The following is a 23,397-nucleotide window of genomic DNA, read 5'->3' as shown; positions in this document are numbered from 1 at the left end:
TATATTTACATTTTATAAACATCAAAAATGAACGATTTAATCAACAGACTGTACAAGAATAACACGATAATTTACAAAGTATTGTTGTTCTTAATAACAGTAATTGCCATTGTGTACTTGTTTCCTAAAGGAGGACAGTTTAAGTATGATTTTTCGCAAGGAAAACCTTGGCAATATGATAATTTATATGCACCTTTTGATTTTGCTATTCAAAAGACTGCAGAAGAAATTGCAGCTGAAAGAAAGGAGATTGAATCCAATTCAAGGAAATATTTTGAAGTTAATACCTCAGTAAAAAATGATGTACTGAACTCTTTTTCTAAAGATATAAACTCTTTAGATTCATTGTCAACTTCCGCTATACGCGATATTGTTAATGAAGGAGAAAAGATTATTAATAAAATTTACAACTATGGTTTTTTAGATGATGCAAGTAATGACAAGGCTACTATAAACGATGTAGTGGTTTTAAGAAAAGGAAATTCGATAGACGATGTTCCGTTCTCAAAATTGATACAATCTAAGGAAGTATTAAAGTTCTTACGCGCAAATACAGAAGCTTTTCCTTATTACAAACAAAGAATACTTATAAACTATTTATCAAGTAATTTAAAACCGAACGTAACATATGATTATAAGTTTAGTGAGAAAGAACTAAATGAGCTTTTAAAAAGTGTTTCTTTTGCAAAAGGAAAAGTATCAAAAGGAGAATTAATAATCTTAAAGGGAGATATTGTTGAAGGAAGAAAATTCAATGTTTTAAAATCGTATGAAGTAGCTTCTAGTTCTCTGATTTGGACAAAATCTAATTATAATTGGATTGTTTTCGGTTATACCATATTAGTGGCATTTGCTTTGTTGATGTTATTACTTTTTTTAGAAAAATATAGACTTGAAATATTTAATGACAACAATAAAGTAACGTTTATTTTCTTCAATGTCTTTTTGATGATTTTGGTACAAACCATGGTGGTAAAGTACAATTCAGATTATTTGTATGTTGTTCCGCTAAGTATTTTGCCAATTGTTTTAAAAGCTTTTTTTGATGCACGTTTAGGGTTGTTTACACACGTGCTTACTGTGTTGTTACTTGGGTTCATAGTGCCTAACAGTTTTGAATTTATTTACTTACACATTATTGCAGGAATTGTAACCATTTTAACGGTATCAGAACTTTATAAACGAGCGAGTCTATTTATGTCAATAGGACAAATTACGTTGATTTACATGCTTACTTATTTTGCATTTTCTATTTTAAAAGAAGGAAATGCAGATAAAATAAACTGGATGTACTTTGGGTTGTTTGCAGCCAACGGCTTATTATCGTTCTTAGCAGTATTTTTTATCTACTTTTATGAAAAACTCTTCGGCTTGGTTTCTGATGTAACCCTGTTAGAGCTTTCTAATACAAATTCAAAACTATTGAGAGATTTGAATGAAAAAGCACCAGGAACATTCCAACACTCCATGCAGGTGGCTAATTTAGCTGAAGCAGCAGCAAACGAAATAGGAGCAAACTCGATGTTAGTTCGTACAGGTGCTTTGTATCATGATATAGGGAAAATGATGAACCCGATGTACTTTACCGAAAATCAATCGACGGGAGTGAATCCACACAATGATTTATTACCAGTAGATAGTGCTCGTATTATTTTAGATCACGTAATTAACGGAATTGAAATAGCTAAAAAGAACAAGTTACCAGATAGGATCATAGACTTTATCCGTACACATCACGGAACAAGCGTTACATATTACTTTTATAAACAAGAACAAGAAAATAATTCAGATGTAGATATTAAGAAGTTTCAATATCAAGGACCTATTCCTTTTTCTAAGGAAACAGCTATTTTAATGATGTGTGATGCTGCTGAGGCGGCTTCTAAGAGCTTAAAAAATCCAACAGCACAATCTATAGATCAATTAATAGATAGGATAATAGATAAGCAAAAAAACGATAATCAGTTCATAAATTCAGATATTACTTTTAGAGAAATAGAAAAAATAAAAAAAATTATTAAGAATAAGTTGATGAATATCTATCACTTACGAGTTGAGTATCCAGAATAGGTAATTTTTTTATTAAAAAAGTTTGTAGAAACGTATATATAGTTATACATTTGCACTCGCAATTTTTAGTTCACGCTTCGGTAAGAATTAAGGAGAGGTGGCAGAGTGGTAATGCAGCAGCCTGCTAAGCTGTCATCCTTCGGGATGCCCGGGTTCGAATCCCGGTCTCTCCGCAAAAAGTTGTAGATGACACCAATCGGGGTGTAGCGTAGCCCGGTCATCGCGCCTGCTTTGGGAGCAGGAGGTCGCAGGTTCGAATCCTGCCACCCCGACATAATGGTCGCGTAGCTCAGCTGGATAGAGCATCTGCCTTCTAAGCAGACGGTCACAGGTTCGAATCCTGTCGCGATCACAATAAGCCTTACTAGAAATAGTGAGGCTTTTTTGTTTTTGTAGGTTTTATAGTACTTGTAGCTTATTTTGACTATTTACACTTCACTTGCTGTTTTTTTATAATTCCCCCTTTTGTAACCTTTTGAGGTATACAATAAGGTACCCATTTTACTTTCTGAGGTACCCATTTTTTATAAATTTTAAAACAATGAATAATAATAAGATACATATACTTTTCCTTATACAAAGAAATAAGGTTAATAAAAGAGGAGGTACTCCATTGAGGTGTAGGATAACTTACAATAAACATAGAAAGGATTTCTCTTTAGGATTATTTATTAACCCTAATTATTGGGATAGTAAGAAGCAAAAGCTTTTAGACAGAGCTGAAAATTCAAAAATTGTCAATACACAATTAAGCCTTATTAGTCAGAAGATTAATGAGGCTTTTTTATTGCTCCAACTTCAACAAGGTAATTTTGATGTAGATGATATTTATAGCCAGTATAAAGGAGAGAATATTAGAACTGAAAAAACACTCTTGGAATTATATGATTTACATAATAATGCAACAAAAGCACTTATAGGAGTAGATTTTAACGAAACGTCTTGGGGTAGGTATGTAGAGAATAAACGTAAAATAGCTGAGTTTATAAAGTATAAATATAAGAGATCTGATATTAAGTTAAATCAGCTTGAATTGAAGTTTATAAAGGATTTAGAGTATTATTTTAAAACACAAAAGAAGTTAAGTCAAGCTACTATTAATAGGAGCTTACAGCGCCTAAAAAAGATTGTTCAGTTTGGTATTGCAGAGAATTATTTAGATAATAATCCATTTGTTTTATATAAACCTACTAAACATAAATTGAAGCTTATTTACCTTACACCAGAAGAACTTAAAATTCTAGAAAAGCATTGCTTTAAACAAATTAAATTACAGCAAGTTAAAGATTTATTTGTGTTTTGTTGTTATACAGGATTAGCTTATCAAGAAATGTCCGCTTTGTCTAAAAAAGATATAAAGCTTGATTTTAAAGGTAATAAGTGGATTGAAATGTATAGAAAGAAGACAGCTTCAAAAATATCTGTACCAATACTGCCTGTTGCTGAAAGAATTTTAAAGAAATATGGTGAAAATTTACCTAAAATTAGCAATCAACGGTTTAATTCTTACCTGAAAGAAATAGCAGATGTTTTAGGGTTAGATAAAAAACTTACTCATCATGTTGCAAGGAAAACTTTTGCTACAACTGTGTTGTTATATAACGGAATACCAATGGAAGTAGTTTCTGAGTTATTAGGACATTCAAGATTACAGGTAACGCAAGAGCATTATGCAAAAGTTGTAAAAACTAAAGTTAGAAATGAGATGAATAAACTAGCTAAAAAACTAAATGGAAATGATTAGATTTATGGAGGTAATAAAATTACCAAGAAAATATAATATAGGTGTTTACTTATAACAAGCTCCTTGTACAGAAATCCGTCAAATTTCAATAGTAACCATAGGAGCAGCACAATAAGTAGATGCACACTCAATTCGGGTGTGTTGTCTCTGTGCTGTTTAGTGTGGTTAAGGTTCTTGGCGGAGCCTCTGTGCAGCTAGATAAGTAGGAGAGCACACCTTTCTTTTTTAATCAATATTTCTGTTAGCTTCTCCATAGGAATAAATATTATTAATTATGAAAAATTTTATTACAGAAAACAAACTTCTCTTAACAATCGTCTTTTTCTTAATAAACCTATCATTATTTTCTCAGAAAAACACAGATACAAAACTATATATAGGTGAAGGGGTGTACTTAAAGTATTTAGAGAATAACAAACTAATAAATACAGTGCCGATTGGTAAAAATCCATATGTATATTATGATACCTTTTTTAAAAACTACTATTCTTAATTCAGCATAAAAACTTTGAGTTTATATATAATGTAAGTTATTTAGGAGAATGAAAGATTATAAAGAAGAGTATAAAAAATTAGAAACAGGAGAAGTAATTAAACAAATAAGGCAAGTTTGTCCAGAAAAAGGAAAAATTTATGCTAAAACTATTGTTTATTATAATGAGGAAGGAGTAGCTTATAAAATAACTGAATGGGTACAAAATAAAGATAAGTCTATTGCTTATAATACTAGATATATTCCACACTTTAATTGTTTTGGAGAGTTAAAATTACAATAATCAAAGGAATGTTTTATAGAATAAAACTTGGCAATTTGACTTAGGTCATTTTGCAAAGTTTTGTTAATAAAGTTCTCGTAAATATTTATATCTTTACTGTTTACACTTTTGTAAATTTCTTACAACATTTTAATTGTAATGCGTACAGACAAACTAGACCTAACCACACCAGACTTGGTAAACCAAAATATAGAAAAAATAGCCGCTTTATTCCCTAACTGTGTTACAGAAACAGCAGAAGGTAAAGCCATAGATTTCGACACATTAAAACAAGAACTTAACTATGAGGTAGTAGAAGGTGCAAAAGAAAGGTATCGACTAGAATGGCCTGGTAAAAAAGAAGCTATTGTAACCGCTAATTTACCTACCACCAAAACATTACGTCCTGTACGTGAAGATTCTGTAGACTTTGATACTACTGAAAACCTTTACATAGAAGGCGATAACCTTGAAGTACTCAAAATTTTACAAGAAAGCTACTTAGGTAAAATTAAAATGATATACATAGACCCACCTTACAACACCGGTAAAGACTTTGTATATAAAGACAATTTTACACAAGACAGTGCAGATTATAAAGAAGAAACCGACCAAACAGATGAATATGGCAACCGTTTAGTAGCCAACCCAGAAACCGCAGGGCGTTACCATAGCGACTGGCTCTCTATGATGTACCCACGCTTAAAATTAGCACGTAATTTATTAACCGATGATGGAGTGATTTTTATGTCTATTGGTGAAGAGGAAGTTGCTAATTTAAAATCTATATGTTCAAACATTTTTGGTGAAGCAAATTTTATATCTAATATTATATGGCAATCCAGAACATCTATTTCTAATGATCAAAATGTGTCTTTAAATCATAACCATACGCTTATTTATTCGAAAAGTAATTTTAATGTGAAATTTGGAGGTGAACCTTTAAATCAATCTGAATATTCTAATCCAGATAATGATAAACGTGGTCCTTGGAAATTAGTACCAATTGATGCTAATAAAGCTGGTGGAGATACAATGTATGCTATTAAGAATCCTAAAACCAATGAGGAGTTCTATCCGCCTAATGGAAGAATTTGGGCGATAAATGAAAAAACGTATAAATCTTTATTTGACGATGGACGAATAAAATTCGGAAAAACAGATGATAGTTCACCCAAGAAAAAATTGTTTTTAAAAGAGAGGCTAGATAAAGGCGATGTTAAAACGCCTAGTTCAATTTTGTTGAAAGGAGGAACAACAAAGGATGGGACAAACGAGATTATGGATTTATTTGATGGAAAAAAAGTTTTTAGTTATCCGAAACCTTCATTATTAATTGAAAAACTTTTGAATTATGGAGGTGCTAAAGATAATGATATAATTTTAGATTTTTTTTCAGGTTCAGCTTCTTCTGCTCACTCTGTACTTAGTTTAAATGCTAAAGATGGTTTTAAAAGAAAGTTTATTATGGTTCAACTTCCTGAAGATTTAGAAAAATCAAAATTAAATGCTGATTCTGCATCAAAAAAGGCAATAGAAACAGCTATGGATTTTTTAGAAAAAGATAAAAAACCAAAGCTACTAACGGAGATAGGTAAAGAACGTATCCGTAGAGCAGCAGCTAAAATAAAAGAAGAAACCAAAGCGGATATAGATTACGGTTTCAAAGTCTTTAAAGTAGCCAGTAGCAATATGCAAGAGGTGTATTACAAGCCTCAAGACTACAACCAAGGGCAATTAGATGTGTTTGCAGATAACATAAAAGAAGATAGAACTTCAGAAGATTTACTCACACAAATATTACTAGATTGGGGTTTACCACTTACCCTAAAAACCCAAAAAGAAACCGTATTAGGTAAAGAAGTATTTGTAGTAGACACCAATTACTTACTCGCTTGTTTTGATAAAGACTTAGACGAGGCATTTGCCAAAGAAATTGCCAAACACCAACCGTTACGTTTTGTGTGTAAAGACAGTAGTTTTAAAAACGATACTGCCAAAGAAAACGTAAAGCAGTTGCTAAAGCAATTAAGCCCTAACACAGAAATGAAAGTGATATAAAAGAAAAAAATAAACAAATACGCTTAAGAAGAAGTTAACAGTTAAAATTAAATTCAAAAAATTTAAATGATAGGAAATAACTATAAATCACAAAGAGACAATACCATAGATATAGCTAACAATTACTTGGCAAAAACAGATGAAAATGATGGTGTAGATAAGTCATTTTTACAACAAAGAGTAGATGCCTTAAAAAATGGCAAGTTTTTATTATCGGTAGCGGGAGAAGTAAAAGCAGGTAAATCTACATTTATCAATGCTTTATTGGGTAAAGAAATTTTGCCTTCAGATGTTTTACAGGCTACCAGTGCTATTGTAGAAATTTTTAAATCAGATACTTCATTTTTAAAAGTTGTTTACGCAGACGATACAATAGAAGAATTATATGACGATCTTTCTACCAAAGATATTGATGAAGCCAAAGAAAAATTAAGTCAAATATGTAGAATAGAAGACAAATACAGAAATATTCCCCACACCTTAATCAATAATTTTATTATATCAAATGATAAGTTAGATGTTACCGATGAGTTAATTGAAAACTTAGAAGCTGTTTCAGGAATGAATCTACAAAATGAAAAACAACTTATAGAAAGTTATATAGCTGAAACACCTAAAAGCAAAATACCCGTAGAAATTAATTTTGGATATCCATTAAATTGGAATTTTGAAGAGTTAAGAATTGTAGATAGTCCTGGTGTAAATGCTACAGGAGGTGTGCAAGATGTTTCTTTAAAGTTTTTAGAAAAAGCGAATGCTATTTTATTTGTGCACCCAATAAAGCCTATAGAATCAGAATCTTTTAAAAATTTTGTAAACAAAACTATTTCTAATAAAAGTAGCGAAAACTTATTCTTAATCTTAACTCATAAAGGTTTATATGAAGAGGATGAGGTACAAAGGTTATTAAATGAAGCTAGACGTTTGTATGGTGGTATTATAGCAGAAGACAGAATTATAGCGGTAGATAGTGTTCTGGAACAAATTAATAATGAATTAAAAAATCAAGTTCCACTCAAAATAATTAGAGAAAACAAAGTAAAAAAGAAAATACTTTCTTCATATAGAGAACAAGCCGAAGATGAGGAAAGAGAGTTGGTAGATGTGGTTAATGAGGCCGCAAATTTTCAGCAAATTTATACAACCATAGATGAGTATTCTATGAAAGCACCTCAACTGCAGCTAAAAGAAATTTTAGAAACAATAAAGGCAGGGTATGCTGAGCAAGACAAGTTACTGTCAGAAAAAATAGATAGATTAAACTTAAAGAAAAAAAGTCCTCAGAGTTTTGCGAGAGAAATAGAAAGAATTACCGAAGTATTAGAAACGTTTAAATTAAAGATATACGAAATTAACTTGGAAGCAAACGATGTTTTTGGTGGTAATTCTAATTCAGAGGTAGTAAAAAATATAAATAGTATAGTCACTAATTACCTAAATAAAATAAATGCTCAACAAGATGATAAATCAATGAAAAAATTGGTGATTGATTTCCAAAACGAAGTGTCATCAGAAGTGGATAAATTCTCAAAGAATATCACCAGCTATTTTTTTGAAAAACTAAAAGAATTAGACATTAGCTTTAAAGGAACTCACAATGTTACAATACCTAAAATAGATCTAAAGGCTATTGAAAAATTTGCATTAAAAGATTCATATGAAGTGGAAGATGTATACGAAAGTAGAAAATTTGATGCTTGGGATTGGGGAACATTAGGTATTGCACGTTTCTTTAGAGAAAATAATGTAAAAGTAGGAACCAAAGAGGTGTTTAACAATGAAAAATATTTAAACAATGTAAAACAGCAAATAACTTCTTTTTTACAAAAAACCAAACTAGACACTATAACTCAAACCAAAAATATAGTAAAAGATTATTTAAACAATGTTGCAAGTAAGGTAAACAAAGCTATTAATGAAAGACAGGGAGAGTTAGATATAGAAAAACAAAAAAATCTAAGTAATGAAAAAATATTAGAAACATTAGATGGCTTAAAAAAAAAGCATCAAACGTACCCTAGTATCATAAAAAATATAGATGAAATTATAGAAGAAGTTACGTTATGAGCAACATAAAAAAAAACATAGAACAACAGTTTAACAACATTAAAAACGATATTAAAATTCAATTAGATAAAGAATTTGATATTGAACAAACTACAAAACATTTAGCGAGTTATTTACCTAAAGAGGTTATGTATAATTCAGAATTACTTGTAGAAACATTGTTGTCTAACTTAATGAAAGAAGCAAAAAGCACTATAGAAAATTTAGATGTGAAAACTAAAAATCTTTTTTACAGTGAAAAGCTAAATGAAAAAATATTAGAATTTGCTAATAGTTTAAAAGAAGATAAAAATCTAATTAATAATGCGGTTGAGTTTCAGAATGATAAAAGTAAGTTAAACGCAATAATTGCTGGAGGTACTACTTTTGTTATGGGAGCTATAGGAGTAACATCAATAGCTTCAAGTAGTATAATTAATCTAATTGTTTCTGGAATAGTAGCTTTAGTAGTTGCTGCACTTGTTTTTAAAGTAGTATATAAAAAACAATTAGAGAAAACTAGAGAAAATATAAGACAAGTTGCGAAATCTTACCTTAATACAACCCAAGAACAAGTTGAAAATTGGTTAGACCAGGTTGAAATTGCCTTTAATAAGGAATTACAACTTTTTTTAAATAAAAATGCAAATTTAAACTTAAGGACTAACTAATAGAAAAAATATGAAAAAGGTAACTTCAAACATTACATTTCAAAATCAAGATATTACAAAACAATTAATTGTAGGGGCAGAGAAATTAATACCATGGTTAGCTGTAAATCATCAAAATTTAATTTCAAAAAACACAAAACAAGATACTAATAATTGGTTAGATACATTTTATTTGTTTCCCTTAACCGAAATTTCAGTAAATACCAATACAGAAGATATACATACTTTAATCAATCAGAGGTATAATACTTTGTTAGCGGCTGCTAATAAATCTGGAATTACCGTTGCAACCATTATTTCTAGTAATCACAACGGAAATAAAGTTTATTTAGGTTTTAAAAGAGAAGATACAAATGAACAAGATGTAGAGTTCTTTTCTTCTCTTATAAATGGAATATTACCAGGAAAAAAAATAGAATATTCAGAACAAACTACCTTTTCTTCTTTGTGTAAAGGATTTTCTAAAGGAGGAGTGATAACAGGGCTACCTACTTTAAAAGTTGATGAAGAAAAAGTACAGTTTAATATGGCTTCTGTAATAAGAAGTTTGTATGGTAAGCAATATACTTTAGCTATTATTTCTACTCCTATTTCATCAGAAAACCAACAGAATACGTATAGAGAACTTTTAAGTTTAAGAGATCAATTTCATGCCTTAGCTAAACAAACAAAAGGAAAAGATGAAGGTGAAACACTTACTGATGGTACTTCATACCAAAAGACAAAAGGAGTTTCTAAAACTAGAGGACATAATTCAGGACTAAATATAATAGTTGCAAACTATTCTCATAACAGGTCTACGACAACCAATTTTAATGATTCTTATGGTATTAATAAGTCTATTGCTAATAGTTACTCAGAATCGTTATCCTATGAACAACAAAACGGATTGGCCTTAGAACTAGAGAAATTAACAGAACATTTGTTAGAGAGAACAGTAAAAGGGTTTAATACAGGTATGTGGGAAACATCAATTAGTTTTTCGACACCTGATACTGTTACTGGAGAAATTTTAGGAGGTAGTTTTTTAGGAGAGTTGTCAAAACCTAGTAATCAATTATTACCACCTTCTCAAATGTTTATGGGAAATTTAAACCAAAATCAAAGTTTATTTATTCCTGTTGATAATGCTAAAAACACAATTTTTCCTAAAAGCTTAACATCTTATATTACAAGTCAAGAACTAGCATTAATTACTACCCCACCTGCTGAATCTTTACCAGGGTACGAAATTAAAAAAATGCCTTCTTTGGCCTTAAACGATGTCAGTACTAACCAAGGATTAAAAATAGGTAACATAACAGATTTTGGAAATCCTTTGGTCAATTCGAATTTAAGTTTAACTACAAAAGATTTGAACAAACATTTATTTGTTTGTGGTTTAACAGGAAGTGGAAAAACAACAACGGTAAAAAACATTCTAAAAAACATTGTTGTTAAAGAAAAAATACCGTTCCTAATTATTGAATCTGCCAAACGTGATTACAGACAATTGTTAGCAGATGAGACTTTTAAAAATAATTTAAACATTTATACTGTAGGAGATGCTTCTGTAAGCCCTATAAAATTCAATCCTTTTTATGTACAAAGAGGTATTCATTTATCAGAACATATAGATTATTTAAAAGCTATTTTTAATGCTAGTTTTTCTCTTTATGGTCCAATGCCTGCAATTGTAGAAAAATGTATTCATAACATTTATGCAAAAAAAGGGTGGGATATAGTCAAAGGTTTTCATCCAATTTTTTCAGATAATTTTGGACGATATGATGATTCTGCTTATGACTCACCACAACATCTTTATTTTTTTCCAACCTTGAGTGATTTAAAAGAGGAAGTAGAAAATTATGTGAAACACAAACTTGCATATAAAGGTGAATTACAAGATAATATTAGAACAGCCATTGTAGTACGTTTAGAGAGCCTTTCTGTGGGGGCTAAAGGAATGATGTTTGACACCTATGACGTACACCCTTTAGAAGAATTGTTGCAAAAAAACACAATTCTTGAAATGGAGAGCTTAGCAGATGATGATGACAAAGCTTTTTTTGTAGGATTAATGTTGGTAATGATTAGTCAATATCGTCAAAAAGACAATCCTGCTATAAATCCCGGGAAAGGTAATAGAGGTTTACAGCATTTTATGGTCATTGAAGAAGCGCATCGTTTATTAAAAAATGTAGCAACTGAAAAAACATCTGAAGGAATGGGAAATCCTAAAGGGAAAGCTGTAGAGTTATTTACAAACGTGATTGCCGAAATGCGTTCTTTAGGACAAGGTGTTGCTGTGGTAGAACAAATTCCTTCAAAAATATCTCCAGATGTAATCAAAAATACAAACACTAAAATAGTACATCGCTTAGTTGCAAAAGATGATCAATCTTTGCTTTCAGGTTCTTTAAGTATAACAGATGAAGATGCATTGTATTTAAGTAGATTAGTTACAGGTCATGCACTTGTTCACAAAGAAGGTATGGAAAGACCTGTAGAATGTAAAATGATAAACAATATCAATGCAGCAGCAGCTAGTGATTTAAAAGTTGCTAAATTAATGGAAGCTCATCAAATAAAAACACTGCACCCTTTTGAAGTTTATTCATTGTCTAAAACTTTAGGTGAAAAAGGAAAAGTGTGGGGTCAAAAACTATTAAATTCTCTTTGTACCATAGAATATATAAAACTTAAGGGAAAAATAGAATCTTTTGAAAGAGCTATCGAGCAAGAAATCAAAATTTCAGGTAAATATTTTAAAACTAATTTATATAATGAATTTGCTATAAAACAAATATTTAATTTCTTAACCCAAGGAATCTACAAAACAAATAATAAAATACCTTTAACATTAAAAACGACCTTACACAATTTATTGATTCACAAAAAAGAAGAGGATTTTATCCTTTTTAAGAAGGAAATATCACAGTATTGGGGAATGAATGAAAAAGAATTTGTGAACAGAGTGGTTTTAGCTTTGGTTAAAAACATGGAGTTAAAAGGTAAAGTGGAAAATAAAGACACTGCAATAAGTAGTTACTATATATAAATATTAAAAGGATGATAGAAAATTTAGCAAGTGCAATTAAAGAAACAGGAATACAATCAATCAAAGAGGTAAAAGAGGTTACAAGTATTGAAACATCTTTAGAAACTATTAATATTGTAGAAGATTGTTCCCTTGAAGCTTTGGAAGCTGAAAATCAGATTTTAGAAAATCAATATTCTGAATCAAGTTTCAAGAGTATAAACGAAATGAATATAAGTGCTGAAGAAAAAGAAATTTATGATCAAGCTGGTTTAAAAAAAGAGACAATCAATAATAGAGAAGTTTTAATTCAACCCAATATAGATTATCATAGTCCATTAGGAATTCCAGGTATTGAAACACAAACAAATTTAGACAGAATGAATGCTGGTTATGCTCCATTAGATGAGAATGGAAATGCGTATCAGTTACATCATATTGGCCAAGAAAATAATAGTCCATTAGCGGAACTTACAAATGAGCAACATCAAGCTAATGGTAATTATAGTATTTTACATACTAAAGAAGGACCTTCTGAAATTAACAGAAAAGAATTTAATGAACAAAGAGCAGAGCATTGGAAAGAACGTGCAGCACAAATAGAATTTTAAATTGATTAATAAAAAAGTATTATGTTTAAAAATATAGACAATTCAATACCAGGTGTGTCAAGTGAACAGATATCACAATTAGAAGAAATTATAGAAGGAGAATTACCTCTAGATTACTTAGAATATTTAAAACAATATGGTTTTGTTTCTTTACAGGGAAGGGATTTATTTGGTTTAGGTAATGATAAGTTTTTTAATACATTAAAAGAAACCAAAGGTTTACAGGATAATTTTAATTTAAAGAAAACGCTTGTTGCTTTGGAAAATGTAGGAACACAATCTATGTATTTAGTTTTAAATACGAATAATGGTTCTGTGTATGAGTGGACTCCTTCTGGAAATCTAAAAAAAATATATAATTCTTTTAAAGAGTTTACAGAGAAGGATTTTTAAGAGAATATTACATTTTTTAGAATTGTTTTGATATAATAAATTCAAAAAAAATAGAGTTTCGAGGCAAGTTTTGTAAAAGTAAAATAACAAATTAAATGAAATTACAGTTTAAAGAACAACAATTTCAAATAGAAGCAGTAAATGCTATAACCAATTGCTTTTTGGGTCAACAAAAAGGGGTAAACCATTTTACTTTAGAGCGTAGTAAAGCTTTATTACAAAAAGCACAGCAAGCGGCTAAAGGTGTTAATACCTTAGAGTTTGAAGAAGAAGTAAACGAAAATATAGGTTATCGTAATAAGTTAATTTCTATTACAGACAATCAATTGCTACAAAATATAAAAAATGTACAGAGTAGTAATGATATTAGAGAAAGTGAAACTCTAGAAAAGCCAAGAGTTCAAAAAAAAGGCATCAACCTTACCATAGAAATGGAAACAGGTACAGGTAAAACCTATACTTACATTCGTACAATGCACGAGTTACACGAGCAATATGGTTGGTCTAAATTCATCATTATTGTACCTAGTGTTGCTATTCGTGAAGGTGTGTACAAGTCGTTTGAAGTGACACAAACGCACTTTCAAGAAAAATATGGGCATAAAATAGCACCATTTATTTACGATTCTAAAAAGCCTACAGATATAGAAACCTTTGCATCCGATAATCGTATTAGTGTAATGATTATTAATACCCAAGCTTTTAATGCAAAAGGTAAAGATGCAAGACGTATTTATGCAGAAATAGATGGTTTCCAATCCAGAAGACCAATTGATATCATTGCACAAACCAATCCTATTCTAATTATTGATGAACCGCAATCGGTAGATGGTAAAAAAACCTTGGAGAGTATGCAAGATTTTAATCCGCTGTTTACCATCCGTTATTCTGCTACGCATAAAGAAGAATATAATAAAGTATATCGTTTAGATGCACTAGACGCTTATAGTAAAAAGTTGGTCAAAAAAATACACGTTAAAGGGATTAACCTTAAAGGGTCTACAGGTACTACAGGCTATGTATATTTAGAACAAATTGCTGTAAAAGCAGGCAAGCCACCAGTTGCTATTGTAGAGTATGAGAAAAGACAAGGTACAGGCGTAAAACGTAAAAGAGAACGTTTAGAAGAAGGTACTAACCTTTATGAGTTATCGGGCGAAATGCCACAATATAAAAATTGCTTAATTACAGATATTAATGGGGCTTCTAATACTATTTCTGTAAATGGGGTAACCTTACAAGCTGGTGAAGCTTTAGGCGATTTAGACGAGCAAGCGTTTAGACGTATACAAATTCGTGAAACTATTTTATCACATCTACATAAAGAGAAAGAATTATATACACGAGGTATAAAAGTACTATCCTTATTTTTTATAGATACGGTAGATAAATACCGTAAATATGATGAAAATGGAGAGCAGGTATTAGGGGAGTATGCACAAATATTTGAAGAAGAATATAACAAGGTTAAAAGCGATTTTTTAGACTTGTTTCAACAAGAATATAATGACTACTTAAAAGATACAGATCCTGGTACTGCACGTAAAGCGTATTTTCCTAGTGCTTATGCAGAATTTTTAGATAGAGATAAAGCTAACGAAATTCATAATGGTTATTTTTCTATAGACAAAAAGAAAAAGTTTATAGACCCAAGTGTAAAACGTGGTAAAGAAGATTCTGATGATATTTCTGCATACGATTTAATAATGAAAGATAAAGAACGCTTGTTAAGTATGGACGAACCTACACGTTTTATCTTTTCACATTCAGCCTTAAAAGAAGGTTGGGACAATCCAAACGTATTTCAAATTTGTGCCTTAAAGCATTCCGAAGCAACCATTAGAAGACGTCAAGAAGTGGGTCGTGGTATGCGTTTGTGTGTTAATAAAGAAGGAATTCGTCAAGATTATGATACGGTGGGTGAAAATGTACACCATATTAATAAATTAACCATAATTGCTTCTGAGAGTTATGAGGATTTTGCAAAAGGTTTACAAACCGAAATTGCAGCAACCTTAAAAGACAGACCGCAAAAAGCAGAAGTAGAATTTTTTGTGGGTAAACTGGTTACAGATGCGATGGGTGTAGAAATGCGCATAGATAAAGATACAGCCAAAAAGCTAAATAAGATTTTATACAAGAATGATATCATAGATGAAGATGATAAAATTACAACCGAAGGTAAAGAAGCTATTGAGCAAAACAAAGTTAATTTACCAGAAAATCTAGAAGCGTTTAGAGAGGCAATAACCAAATTATTAAAATCTGTTTATACTGGTGAAATGATAAAGCCAGAAAATGATAGAGATAAAATAACAGTAACTTTAAATAAAAACTTCCATAAAAAAGAGTTTCAAGAGTTATGGAGTAAAATTAACATCAAAACTATTTATGAGGTAAAATTCAATTCTAATAAATTAATAACTGATAGTGTAACTAGAATAAATGCAGATTTACATATTTCTGATAGAGTGTACGAAATTAAAACAGGTTTCCTGAAAGATAGTAATAAAGAAGAATTAGAAAGTAAAGACGGTTTTAAGCAAACCAATAGAGAGTCTAAAAAACTGAATGCAGATTTGTATACAGATACAGTGTATGATATTGTAGGAGAAATTGTAAACAGTACCAATTTAACACGTAGAACAATAGTAGAAGTGTTAAAGAAAATAAGTCCGCAAAAGTTTGTATTAATTCGTAAAAACCCAGAAGAGTTTATTGCCAAAACTGCCAATTTAATAAACGAGGTAAAAGCAAGTTTAATATTAAATAACATTACCTTTCATAAAACAGAAGATCGTTTCGATTCTAAAACCGTATTCACTAACGATGTAACGGTAGATAGAAACGCACAACAAGTAAAAAATCATATTTACGATTATATCATTGCAGATTCTAATATAGAAACAGCATTTGCAGAAGCATTAAGTAATAGTGTTGAGGTGTCGGTATTTGCCAAACTACCTAAAGACTTTTATATCACAATACCTACAGGAGATAAAACAGGAAGATACAGTCCAGATTGGGCAATAGTTTTTGATAAAGAAAAAGTACGCGAAATTTATTTTGTAGCAGAAACAAAGGGTTCTGATAATGTAAACGATTTACGTGGTATTGAAGCTTTAAAAATACATTGTGCAGAAGAACATTTTGCAGCAATTGGAGAGGGTGAAGTAAAATTTAGCAAAGTAAGTTCTTATGAAAAAATGATGGAAATGGTAACCTTGAATTAGAAAACGGCACAATGAAAATTATAGATAACATCACCAACCGTTTAAATGACGAATTAAAAACGGAAATAAAAAAAGGAAGTAAACTAGCAATTGCAGCTTCTTCATTTTCTATTTATGCATTCGAGGCTTTAAAGAAAGAGTTAAAAGGTATCGATGAATTAAAATTTATTTTTACCTCACCTACATTTATAAAAGAAAAACTCAATAAAGAATCTAGAGAATTTTACATTCCTCATATCTTTAATGAAGCTGATTTATGTGGTGGTGAGTTTGAATTGCGCTTAAAAAATGAGTTAAACCAAAGAGCCATAGCTAAAGAATGCTCACAATGGGTAAAAGATAAAGTAACCTTTAAATCTAATAAAAACAGTGCTACACCACTTAATGGTGTAATTCATATAGATAATAATTCAGAAGGTGCTGCCTATGCAAATGTAAACGGTTTTACAACCTCAGATTTAGGTGTTAGTCATAAAAAAGGCTTTCCAACATTAATCCAAAAAGTAGATTTTCCACAGAGTAATGCCTACTTAGAGTGGTTTAATCAAATTTGGGAAAATCAAGAAAACTTGCAAGATGTTACCAATTTTGTGCAAGAATATTTTGAAAATGCTTTTAAAGAAAATAGTCCTGAATTTATCTACTTTATTACCTTATACAACATCTTCAACGATTTTCTAGATGATATTGCAATGGAAAATTTACCCAATGATGAAATTGGTTTTAAAGATACCGTTGTTTGGTCTAAGTTGTATAATTTTCAACGTGATGCTGTAATTGGTGCTATTAATAAATTAGAAAAATACAACGGTTGTATCATTGCTGATAGTGTAGGGTTAGGTAAAACCTTTTCAGCTTTAGGCGTTATTAAATATTATGAAAAACGAAACAAAGATGTATTAGTACTTTGCCCTAAAAAATTAGAAGCCAACTGGAATACCTATCGTCAAAACGATAAAGACAATATTTTATCAAAAGACAGATTTAGATATGATGTATTATTTCATACCGATTTATCACGTGAAAAAGGAATGAGTAATGGTCGTAGATTAGAAAACGTTAATTGGGGGAATTATGGGCTAGTAGTGATAGATGAATCGCATAATTTTAGAAATAACAATACCTCAGTTGGAAAAGAAAATAGATATCAAAAGTTATTACGTAAAATAGTACAAGAAGGGATTGAAACAAAGGTGTTAATGTTATCAGCAACGCCAGTAAATAATAGGTTTAATGATTTAAAGAATCAATTGGCTTTAGCTTATGAGGGTGCTTCTAAAAAAATAGATGAAAAGCTGGATACTGAAAGAGGAATTGATACCATTTTTAGAAGAGCACAGTTAGCATTTAATAGTTGGTCTAAGTTTGAAACTGAAAACAGAACAACGGAAAAGTTATTAGAAATGCTAGATTTTGATTTCTTTGAAATTTTAGATAGTCTAACAATTGCTCGTTCAAGAAAGCACATTACAACGTATTACGATACCTCAGATATTGGAGAATTTCCTAAACGAAATAAACCAATTTCTATACAAAGTCCTTTAACCAATACCAAAGGCACTAACTACATAGAAATTGCTGAAAGGTTAACCTTGTTAAACCTTTCTGTGTATTCGCCTTTAAGTTATATTTTACCAAGTAAAGTGCAATTGTATGCAGATTTGTATGATAAAAATGTAAAAGCAGGTTCTAGTAAGTTCGCACAAATAGATAGAGAATCTAGTTTAAAGATTTTAATGCGTATGAATTTATTAAAACGTATTGAAAGTTCGGTATATGCTTTTAGATTAACGGTTGAAAATATTCTAGGACAAATCAATAATGCTATTAATGCGATTGAGAAAGGGGAAGAGAATACGTTTTCTGGTTTACAAGCAAATATTGCTAATGATATAGATTGGGATGCAGATTGGGGTGATGAAGAAAATGTAATTGGGAAGAAAGTGAAAGTTCATATTGCTGATATGGATGGCAGGCGTTGGAAAGAAGATTTAAGTGCAGATGTGGCTATTTTAAAACAACTGCTTTCAGAAATAAAACCAGTAAAAGATAATCTTGATTTTAAGTTAAAAGATTTAAAAGAGCTGCTTAAAAATAAAATAGAGAAACCTTTAAATGATAACAATAAAAAGGTAATCGTATTTACCGCGTTTGCCGATACAGCCAATTACTTATATGATAGTTTAAAGTCAGAGTTTAAAAGTTTATATGGTTTAAATACTACATTAATTACAGGGAGTAAACGTAAATGTACAACAAAAGAAATACCAACAGATTTAAATACGCTTTTAACCTGTTTTTCACCACGTTCTAAAAGCAAACAACAACTACATCCTAATATCAAAGAGGATATTGATATTTTAATTGCTACTGACTGTATTTCAGAAGGTCAAAACTTACAAGATTGCGATTTTTTGATTAACTATGATATACATTGGAATCCTGTACGTATCATTCAACGTTTTGGTCGTATTGATAGAATTGGTTCAACCAATGATAACATTACTATGGTTAATTTTTGGCCAGATATCACTTTAGATAATTACATCAATTTAAAATCTAGAGTAGAAAACAGAATGTTAATCAGTAATATGGCAAGTACTGGTGATGATAATATTCTAAATACAGAAGATAAAGATTTAGAATATCGTAAAATTCAATTAAAAAAATTGCAAGAAGAAGTAGTTGATTTAGAGGACTTACGAGAAGGTGTAAGCATTACAGATTTAGGATTAAATGATTTTAGAATCGATTTATCCAATTACATCAAAAAATTTGGTGAGTTAAAAAATATTCCAGAAGGTTTACATGCTATAACCGAAGCAAATGAGTTTTTTGAAAGTGGTGTAGTCTATGTATTAAAGAATGTGAATTCAGCAGTCAATATTGATAAAATGAATCGTTTGCATCCATATTACATGGTCTATATTAAAGAAAATGGAGAGGTTAAATTTGGGCATTTAGAAGGTAAAAAAACACTAGATGTTTTTAGAATGTTATGTAAAGACAAAAAAGAACCTTTACTAGAAGTTTGCAAATCTTTTGAAATAGAAACAAACGAGTATAAAGATATGTCTAGGTATTCAAGTTTACTAAAACAAAGTATTGCATCTATTGTGGATACAGAAGAAGAAAAGGAAGTGTTAAGTTTATTTAAAGCTGGTGGCACAGCATCTGGTAAAAGCCAAATTAAAGGAATAGAAGATTTTAAATTAATTTCATTTTTAGTTATAAAATAAATGAGTTTTTTTCAACTACCCATACAAACTAAAAAACATAAAAGTATTCCAAAAAATGCTTTTTATGAGTATGCAACAACTAAACAAAAACAGTTGTTTGTAGATGTGGTTGATAAAATTAGGTGGCAAAACAAATTAGCAGCGGATACAATTAACTTAACAGGTATTGAAGTACAAGAAATTCAAATCTTTGAAATACAATTAAAACAAAAAAAGAATATTGAATCCGTATTGCCTATTATAGAAAAAGCAATCCCTTATCACATCATATTTATAATATCATATAATGATGAGGTAATGTTGTATACATCACAAAAGCATGCGCATCCAGTTAATGAAAATAATGCAGTAGTAGATTGGGTATTTAAGACAGATTGGTTTTTAGATAAAAAAGAAGAATACCAATTAAATTTAAAAGTTAGTTTAGATAAGATTTTTGAAGATTTTTGTTTCAAAATTTCAAATAATAGTAATATAGCATCAGAAGAAGATTTAAAATCTTTAATTGAAAAAGAACAGAAAATACAAGAGCTAAAAAATCAAATATCTAAAATAGAAACACAAATAAAAAGAACGAAACAATTCAATAAGAAACAACCTTTAAATAGTAGGCTCAATTTACTTAAAGAAAAACTCAGTTTTCTTTCATAGATATAAGTTTTTTAAAATAAAACTTCACAACTTGGCTAAAGTCAAAAAGCCAACTTTTTTAAAAAAATATTTTTTTCATTTTTTTTGACATTTTCTTTCTGGCAAAAGTACACGATAATTAAACAAACACTCCCCCCTTAGTTTGAGGGTGGCGGAATACCCCCACTATTGTTTAATTTAAAATTTAAAAAGATGGTTACTATTAAAGGACACAAACAAAGAGAAAACTCAGAAGGAGAAAAGTTTAATGTATTAGTTGTTCAAGGAGGTGTTACTCCTGTAAAAAGTAAAGATACAGGAAGAATGTATTTTACAGCTAAAACAGCAACAGTTTCATGTACTTTCGATGAAAGTATGTGTAAAGATTTAGTGGGAACAAAATTCCCTGGTGAGATTGTTAAAATAGAATGTGAACCTTTCGAGTATGTTTTACCTGAATCAGGTGAAGTAATTACATTAACTCATCGTTGGGAATACCGAGATGAAATCTTAGAAGAAATCAACGAACAATTAATACCAGAAAGAGATGTGATATAATCACATTTTGATATTACTAATAATCAAAGAGCCATAATAGGCTCTTTTTTTTTGATATATACATTAATTAAAAATTCATTTTATGAAATTACAACAAGCAAAGAAAGAACAAGTTAAACTCCGTATTGGTTTGAGTGGAGCTTCTGGTTTTGGTAAAACCTATTCAGCACTTTTATTAGCCTATGGTATAACCAATGATTGGAGCAAAATAGCTGTTATTGATACAGAAAATGGTTCAGCCAATTTGTATGCGGAACTAGGCAATTACAACACAGTTGCATTGCATTCACCTTATGCACCAGAAAGGTATATTGAAGCTATTGAATTATGTGAAAAAGCTCAAATGGAAGTAATCATCGTTGATTCAATTACTCACGAGTGGAATGGTACTGGTGGTTGTTTACAAATTCATGAGCAACTTGGGGGTAGGTTTCAAGATTGGGCAAAAGTTACTCCAAGGCATCAAGCTTTTATTGATAAAATACTACAATCAAACTGTCATATTATTACTACTGTACGTAGAAAAATAGATTATTCTTTAGATGTTAATTCTAATGGAAAATCAAAAGTAATTAAGCATGGAACAAAGGAAATTACTAAAGAAGGCTGGGAATATGAGCTTACTGTAAATTTCGAGTTAGTAAATGATAAGCATTTAGCAGTAGCAAGTAAAGATAGAACAGGCTTATTTATGAATAAACCTGAATTTATTATCTCTTCTGGAACTGGTAAACTACTTAAAAAATGGTGCGATTCAGATACTACTATTGAAAATATTTTCAATGAAATTAATCAATGTTTATCAGTTGAAGGATTGAGACATATTTATACTAAATACCCTAATCTACAAGAAGCTATAAAAGAAAAGGTATTAGAAAGAAAACAAGAAATAGAATCTTCTAATTCTGAAGTTATAGATAATAAACAAATTGTTGAATCCATAAAACCAAGTAGTAATGGAGTTAGTTCTTAATAACGTAAATTCTCAATCGAATCTTACACCTCCAGAAAAGATAGATAATCCAACATTTAAAAATCCATTTATCGAAGCTAACACAAAAGAGGTTACTGTTCAGCATTTGGTTAATGATACTATTTTACCTGTATTCTCAAAAGACAATGAAGTTACTATTAGTCATGCAGAATTTATAAATACTACAATAGAAGCGTTGGAACAAGTATTCCCTACACATCAATTCAATGAACCTAATGTTAGAGTTTCACATATTGTAAAAGGAAGAATACCAAGTGCTATTGGTAAAACCGTTAAAGAGCTTGAAGAACATGAGAAAACTATTTATTATGAAAGAATGGCTTTCTGTATTGAAATACCAAGTATTAGACAAAACATAAATGGTAATGATTTATCACTTGTAGTTGGAGGTGTAAGAGCTTTTAATAATGAGAATTTATATAGTAAAAAATCATATGAAAAGTTTAAAGTTTTTATTGGTTTTGTGAATGCTGTATGTACAAATTTATGTGTTGCTACTGATGGTTTTAAAGATGATTTAAAAGTGCTAAATACTAATGATTTACAGCAAGGAATAATTAATCTTTTTAAAGCTTACAACCAAGAAAAACATTTAGGGAATATGGAAAGGTTAAGTAAGTTTTACTTATCAATGGAACAAGTGGCTCACTTAATTGGTAAGATGAAAATGTATCAATATTTAAACAATTCAGAAAAGAAGCATTTATTTCCTTTGGATTTTAATGACACTCAAATTAATACTATAGCTAAAAACTACTTTAAAGATGAAAACTTCAATGTTTCTCCTGAAGGAATGATAAACTTATGGGAACTATATAACTTATTTACAGGAGCAGTTAAAAACACCTACATAGATACTTTTCTCCAACGTAAGTTACGAGCATACGAGTTTATCCAGGAACTAGCTAATTCATTACAAAATGAACAGCCTAATTTCTTTCTCCATTAATATAGTATAGCTAAAAGTGATAAAAGTAATGTATAGGATTTTGGAGAAAATGAAGTATGAGAAAAAATGAAATAGTATCGTTTAATAAATATTATGCACCCAATAGAATTTTAGTTGTTACTCCTTGGAATAAATTAATTAGTCTGCATTGTCCTTTCCCTGTACAGTTTTTGTACAATGTTGATAGGTTTAAGAAAAATCAAATAGTGATAGTAGAAGCTACAGCATTAGCCCAAAATGGAAAATATGTGTTTAAAATTAAAGGTAAATGGTTTTTCTACTATCATTTTGAAATACTTTGTTATAATTTATAGCTAAAAGTATTAGTAAGGAGTTATGCTGTATTTTGATAACCAACTTTTGAGAATGGTTTCTCCTATATCAAAAAACCACTGAAAAAGAATAGCTATTCAAAAAAGCATAG

Annotated in this window: 17 protein-coding genes and 3 tRNA genes; all 20 read left to right on the top strand. The window is 30.0% G+C overall.

The genetic code is table 11. The features are described 5' to 3' along the window. Nucleotides 1-27 precede the first annotated feature (27 nt). The 20 genes from Q0663_RS07355 (at nucleotide 28) to Q0663_RS07260 (ending at nucleotide 23,287) form a co-directional block, all read left to right on the top strand. On the top strand, nucleotides 28-2,070 hold the full coding sequence (locus Q0663_RS07355; RefSeq protein WP_299008813.1) for an HDIG domain-containing metalloprotein: 2,043 nt from the start codon (nucleotides 28-30) through the stop codon (nucleotides 2,068-2,070). 91 nt (nucleotides 2,071-2,161) lie between these two features. Beyond that, nucleotides 2,162-2,243: transfer RNA gene (locus Q0663_RS07350), tRNA-Ser, on the top strand. Nucleotides 2,244-2,267: 24 nt separating this feature from the next. Then, nucleotides 2,268-2,342 (top strand) — tRNA-Pro (locus Q0663_RS07345). A gap of 6 nt (nucleotides 2,343-2,348) precedes the next feature. Then, a tRNA-Arg gene (locus Q0663_RS07340) sits at nucleotides 2,349-2,422 on the top strand. A gap of 189 nt (nucleotides 2,423-2,611) precedes the next feature. Then, complete coding sequence (locus tag Q0663_RS07335) at nucleotides 2,612-3,814, top strand: site-specific integrase (RefSeq protein ID WP_299008808.1); 1,203 nt, start codon at nucleotides 2,612-2,614, stop codon at nucleotides 3,812-3,814. A gap of 274 nt (nucleotides 3,815-4,088) precedes the next feature. Next, nucleotides 4,089-4,307, top strand: a complete 219-nt coding sequence (locus Q0663_RS07330) for a hypothetical protein (protein WP_299008805.1) — start codon at nucleotides 4,089-4,091, stop codon at nucleotides 4,305-4,307. 49 nt (nucleotides 4,308-4,356) lie between these two features. Continuing rightward, the gene (locus Q0663_RS07325) at nucleotides 4,357-4,590 is read left to right on the top strand and encodes a hypothetical protein (protein ID WP_299008802.1); all 234 of its coding nucleotides are present in this window, start codon (nucleotides 4,357-4,359) and stop codon (nucleotides 4,588-4,590) included. A 138-nt stretch (nucleotides 4,591-4,728) separates the two neighbouring features. Beyond that, nucleotides 4,729-6,630 (top strand): site-specific DNA-methyltransferase, encoded by a 1,902-nt coding sequence (locus Q0663_RS07320; protein ID WP_299008799.1) that lies wholly within the window; start codon nucleotides 4,729-4,731, stop codon nucleotides 6,628-6,630. A gap of 66 nt (nucleotides 6,631-6,696) precedes the next feature. Then, entirely contained in the window at nucleotides 6,697-8,697 is a 2,001-nt protein-coding gene (locus Q0663_RS07315) for a dynamin family protein (protein ID WP_299008796.1), read from the top strand. After that, the gene (locus Q0663_RS07310; protein ID WP_299008793.1) at nucleotides 8,694-9,347 is read left to right on the top strand and encodes a hypothetical protein; all 654 of its coding nucleotides are present in this window, start codon (nucleotides 8,694-8,696) and stop codon (nucleotides 9,345-9,347) included. Before Q0663_RS07315 ends, Q0663_RS07310 begins: the two co-directional genes overlap by 4 nt. A 10-nt stretch (nucleotides 9,348-9,357) precedes the next feature. Then, complete coding sequence (locus Q0663_RS07305) at nucleotides 9,358-12,387, top strand: ATP-binding protein (RefSeq protein ID WP_299008790.1); 3,030 nt, start codon at nucleotides 9,358-9,360, stop codon at nucleotides 12,385-12,387. An 11-nt stretch (nucleotides 12,388-12,398) separates the two neighbouring features. After that, nucleotides 12,399-12,977, top strand: coding sequence for an HNH/ENDO VII family nuclease (locus tag Q0663_RS07300; RefSeq protein ID WP_299008788.1), 579 nt, complete (start codon nucleotides 12,399-12,401; stop codon nucleotides 12,975-12,977). Between the two features lie 21 nt (nucleotides 12,978-12,998). Continuing rightward, nucleotides 12,999-13,370, top strand: a complete 372-nt coding sequence (locus tag Q0663_RS07295) for an SMI1/KNR4 family protein (RefSeq protein WP_299008785.1) — start codon at nucleotides 12,999-13,001, stop codon at nucleotides 13,368-13,370. 95 nt (nucleotides 13,371-13,465) lie between these two features. Then, entirely contained in the window at nucleotides 13,466-16,603 is a 3,138-nt protein-coding gene (locus Q0663_RS07290; protein WP_299008782.1) for a DEAD/DEAH box helicase family protein, read from the top strand. 11 nt (nucleotides 16,604-16,614) lie between these two features. Further along, nucleotides 16,615-19,842, top strand: coding sequence for a helicase-related protein (locus tag Q0663_RS07285; RefSeq protein WP_299008779.1), 3,228 nt, complete (start codon nucleotides 16,615-16,617; stop codon nucleotides 19,840-19,842). Next, entirely contained in the window at nucleotides 19,843-20,493 is a 651-nt protein-coding gene (locus Q0663_RS07280) for a DUF4391 domain-containing protein (RefSeq protein ID WP_299008777.1), read from the top strand. Between the two features lie 192 nt (nucleotides 20,494-20,685). Next, on the top strand, nucleotides 20,686-21,030 hold the full coding sequence (locus tag Q0663_RS07275) for a hypothetical protein (protein ID WP_299008774.1): 345 nt from the start codon (nucleotides 20,686-20,688) through the stop codon (nucleotides 21,028-21,030). Between the two features lie 82 nt (nucleotides 21,031-21,112). Further along, nucleotides 21,113-22,003, top strand: coding sequence for an AAA family ATPase (locus Q0663_RS07270; protein ID WP_299008772.1), 891 nt, complete (start codon nucleotides 21,113-21,115; stop codon nucleotides 22,001-22,003). Next, nucleotides 21,987-22,973, top strand: a complete 987-nt coding sequence (locus Q0663_RS07265; RefSeq protein ID WP_299008770.1) for a DUF3871 family protein — start codon at nucleotides 21,987-21,989, stop codon at nucleotides 22,971-22,973. The genes Q0663_RS07270 and Q0663_RS07265 overlap by 17 nt, the downstream gene beginning before the upstream one ends. A 56-nt stretch (nucleotides 22,974-23,029) precedes the next feature. Continuing rightward, the gene (locus Q0663_RS07260) at nucleotides 23,030-23,287 is read left to right on the top strand and encodes a hypothetical protein (RefSeq protein WP_299008768.1); all 258 of its coding nucleotides are present in this window, start codon (nucleotides 23,030-23,032) and stop codon (nucleotides 23,285-23,287) included. Nucleotides 23,288-23,397 lie beyond the last annotated feature (110 nt).

Origin of the sequence: uncultured Tenacibaculum sp., from assembly GCF_947504135.1 — a bacterium.
Classification (GTDB): Bacteria; Bacteroidota; Bacteroidia; order Flavobacteriales; family Flavobacteriaceae; genus Polaribacter.
Note: the sequence above shows the minus strand (reverse complement) of the source record. Positions and strands in the feature narration are given on the sequence as shown.

Coding starts and splice junctions, on each gene's coding strand:
- Q0663_RS07355 (WP_299008813.1), top strand. CDS start 28: ATGAACGATTTAATCAACAGACTGTACAAGAATAACACGATAATTTAC.
- Q0663_RS07335 (WP_299008808.1), top strand. CDS start 2,612: ATGAATAATAATAAGATACATATACTTTTCCTTATACAAAGAAATAAG.
- Q0663_RS07330 (WP_299008805.1), top strand. CDS start 4,089: ATGAAAAATTTTATTACAGAAAACAAACTTCTCTTAACAATCGTCTTT.
- Q0663_RS07325 (WP_299008802.1), top strand. CDS start 4,357: ATGAAAGATTATAAAGAAGAGTATAAAAAATTAGAAACAGGAGAAGTA.
- Q0663_RS07320 (WP_299008799.1), top strand. CDS start 4,729: ATGCGTACAGACAAACTAGACCTAACCACACCAGACTTGGTAAACCAA.
- Q0663_RS07315 (WP_299008796.1), top strand. CDS start 6,697: ATGATAGGAAATAACTATAAATCACAAAGAGACAATACCATAGATATA.
- Q0663_RS07310 (WP_299008793.1), top strand. CDS start 8,694: ATGAGCAACATAAAAAAAAACATAGAACAACAGTTTAACAACATTAAA.
- Q0663_RS07305 (WP_299008790.1), top strand. CDS start 9,358: ATGAAAAAGGTAACTTCAAACATTACATTTCAAAATCAAGATATTACA.
- Q0663_RS07300 (WP_299008788.1), top strand. CDS start 12,399: ATGATAGAAAATTTAGCAAGTGCAATTAAAGAAACAGGAATACAATCA.
- Q0663_RS07295 (WP_299008785.1), top strand. CDS start 12,999: ATGTTTAAAAATATAGACAATTCAATACCAGGTGTGTCAAGTGAACAG.
- Q0663_RS07290 (WP_299008782.1), top strand. CDS start 13,466: ATGAAATTACAGTTTAAAGAACAACAATTTCAAATAGAAGCAGTAAAT.
- Q0663_RS07285 (WP_299008779.1), top strand. CDS start 16,615: ATGAAAATTATAGATAACATCACCAACCGTTTAAATGACGAATTAAAA.
- Q0663_RS07280 (WP_299008777.1), top strand. CDS start 19,843: ATGAGTTTTTTTCAACTACCCATACAAACTAAAAAACATAAAAGTATT.
- Q0663_RS07275 (WP_299008774.1), top strand. CDS start 20,686: ATGGTTACTATTAAAGGACACAAACAAAGAGAAAACTCAGAAGGAGAA.
- Q0663_RS07270 (WP_299008772.1), top strand. CDS start 21,113: ATGAAATTACAACAAGCAAAGAAAGAACAAGTTAAACTCCGTATTGGT.
- Q0663_RS07265 (WP_299008770.1), top strand. CDS start 21,987: ATGGAGTTAGTTCTTAATAACGTAAATTCTCAATCGAATCTTACACCT.
- Q0663_RS07260 (WP_299008768.1), top strand. CDS start 23,030: ATGAGAAAAAATGAAATAGTATCGTTTAATAAATATTATGCACCCAAT.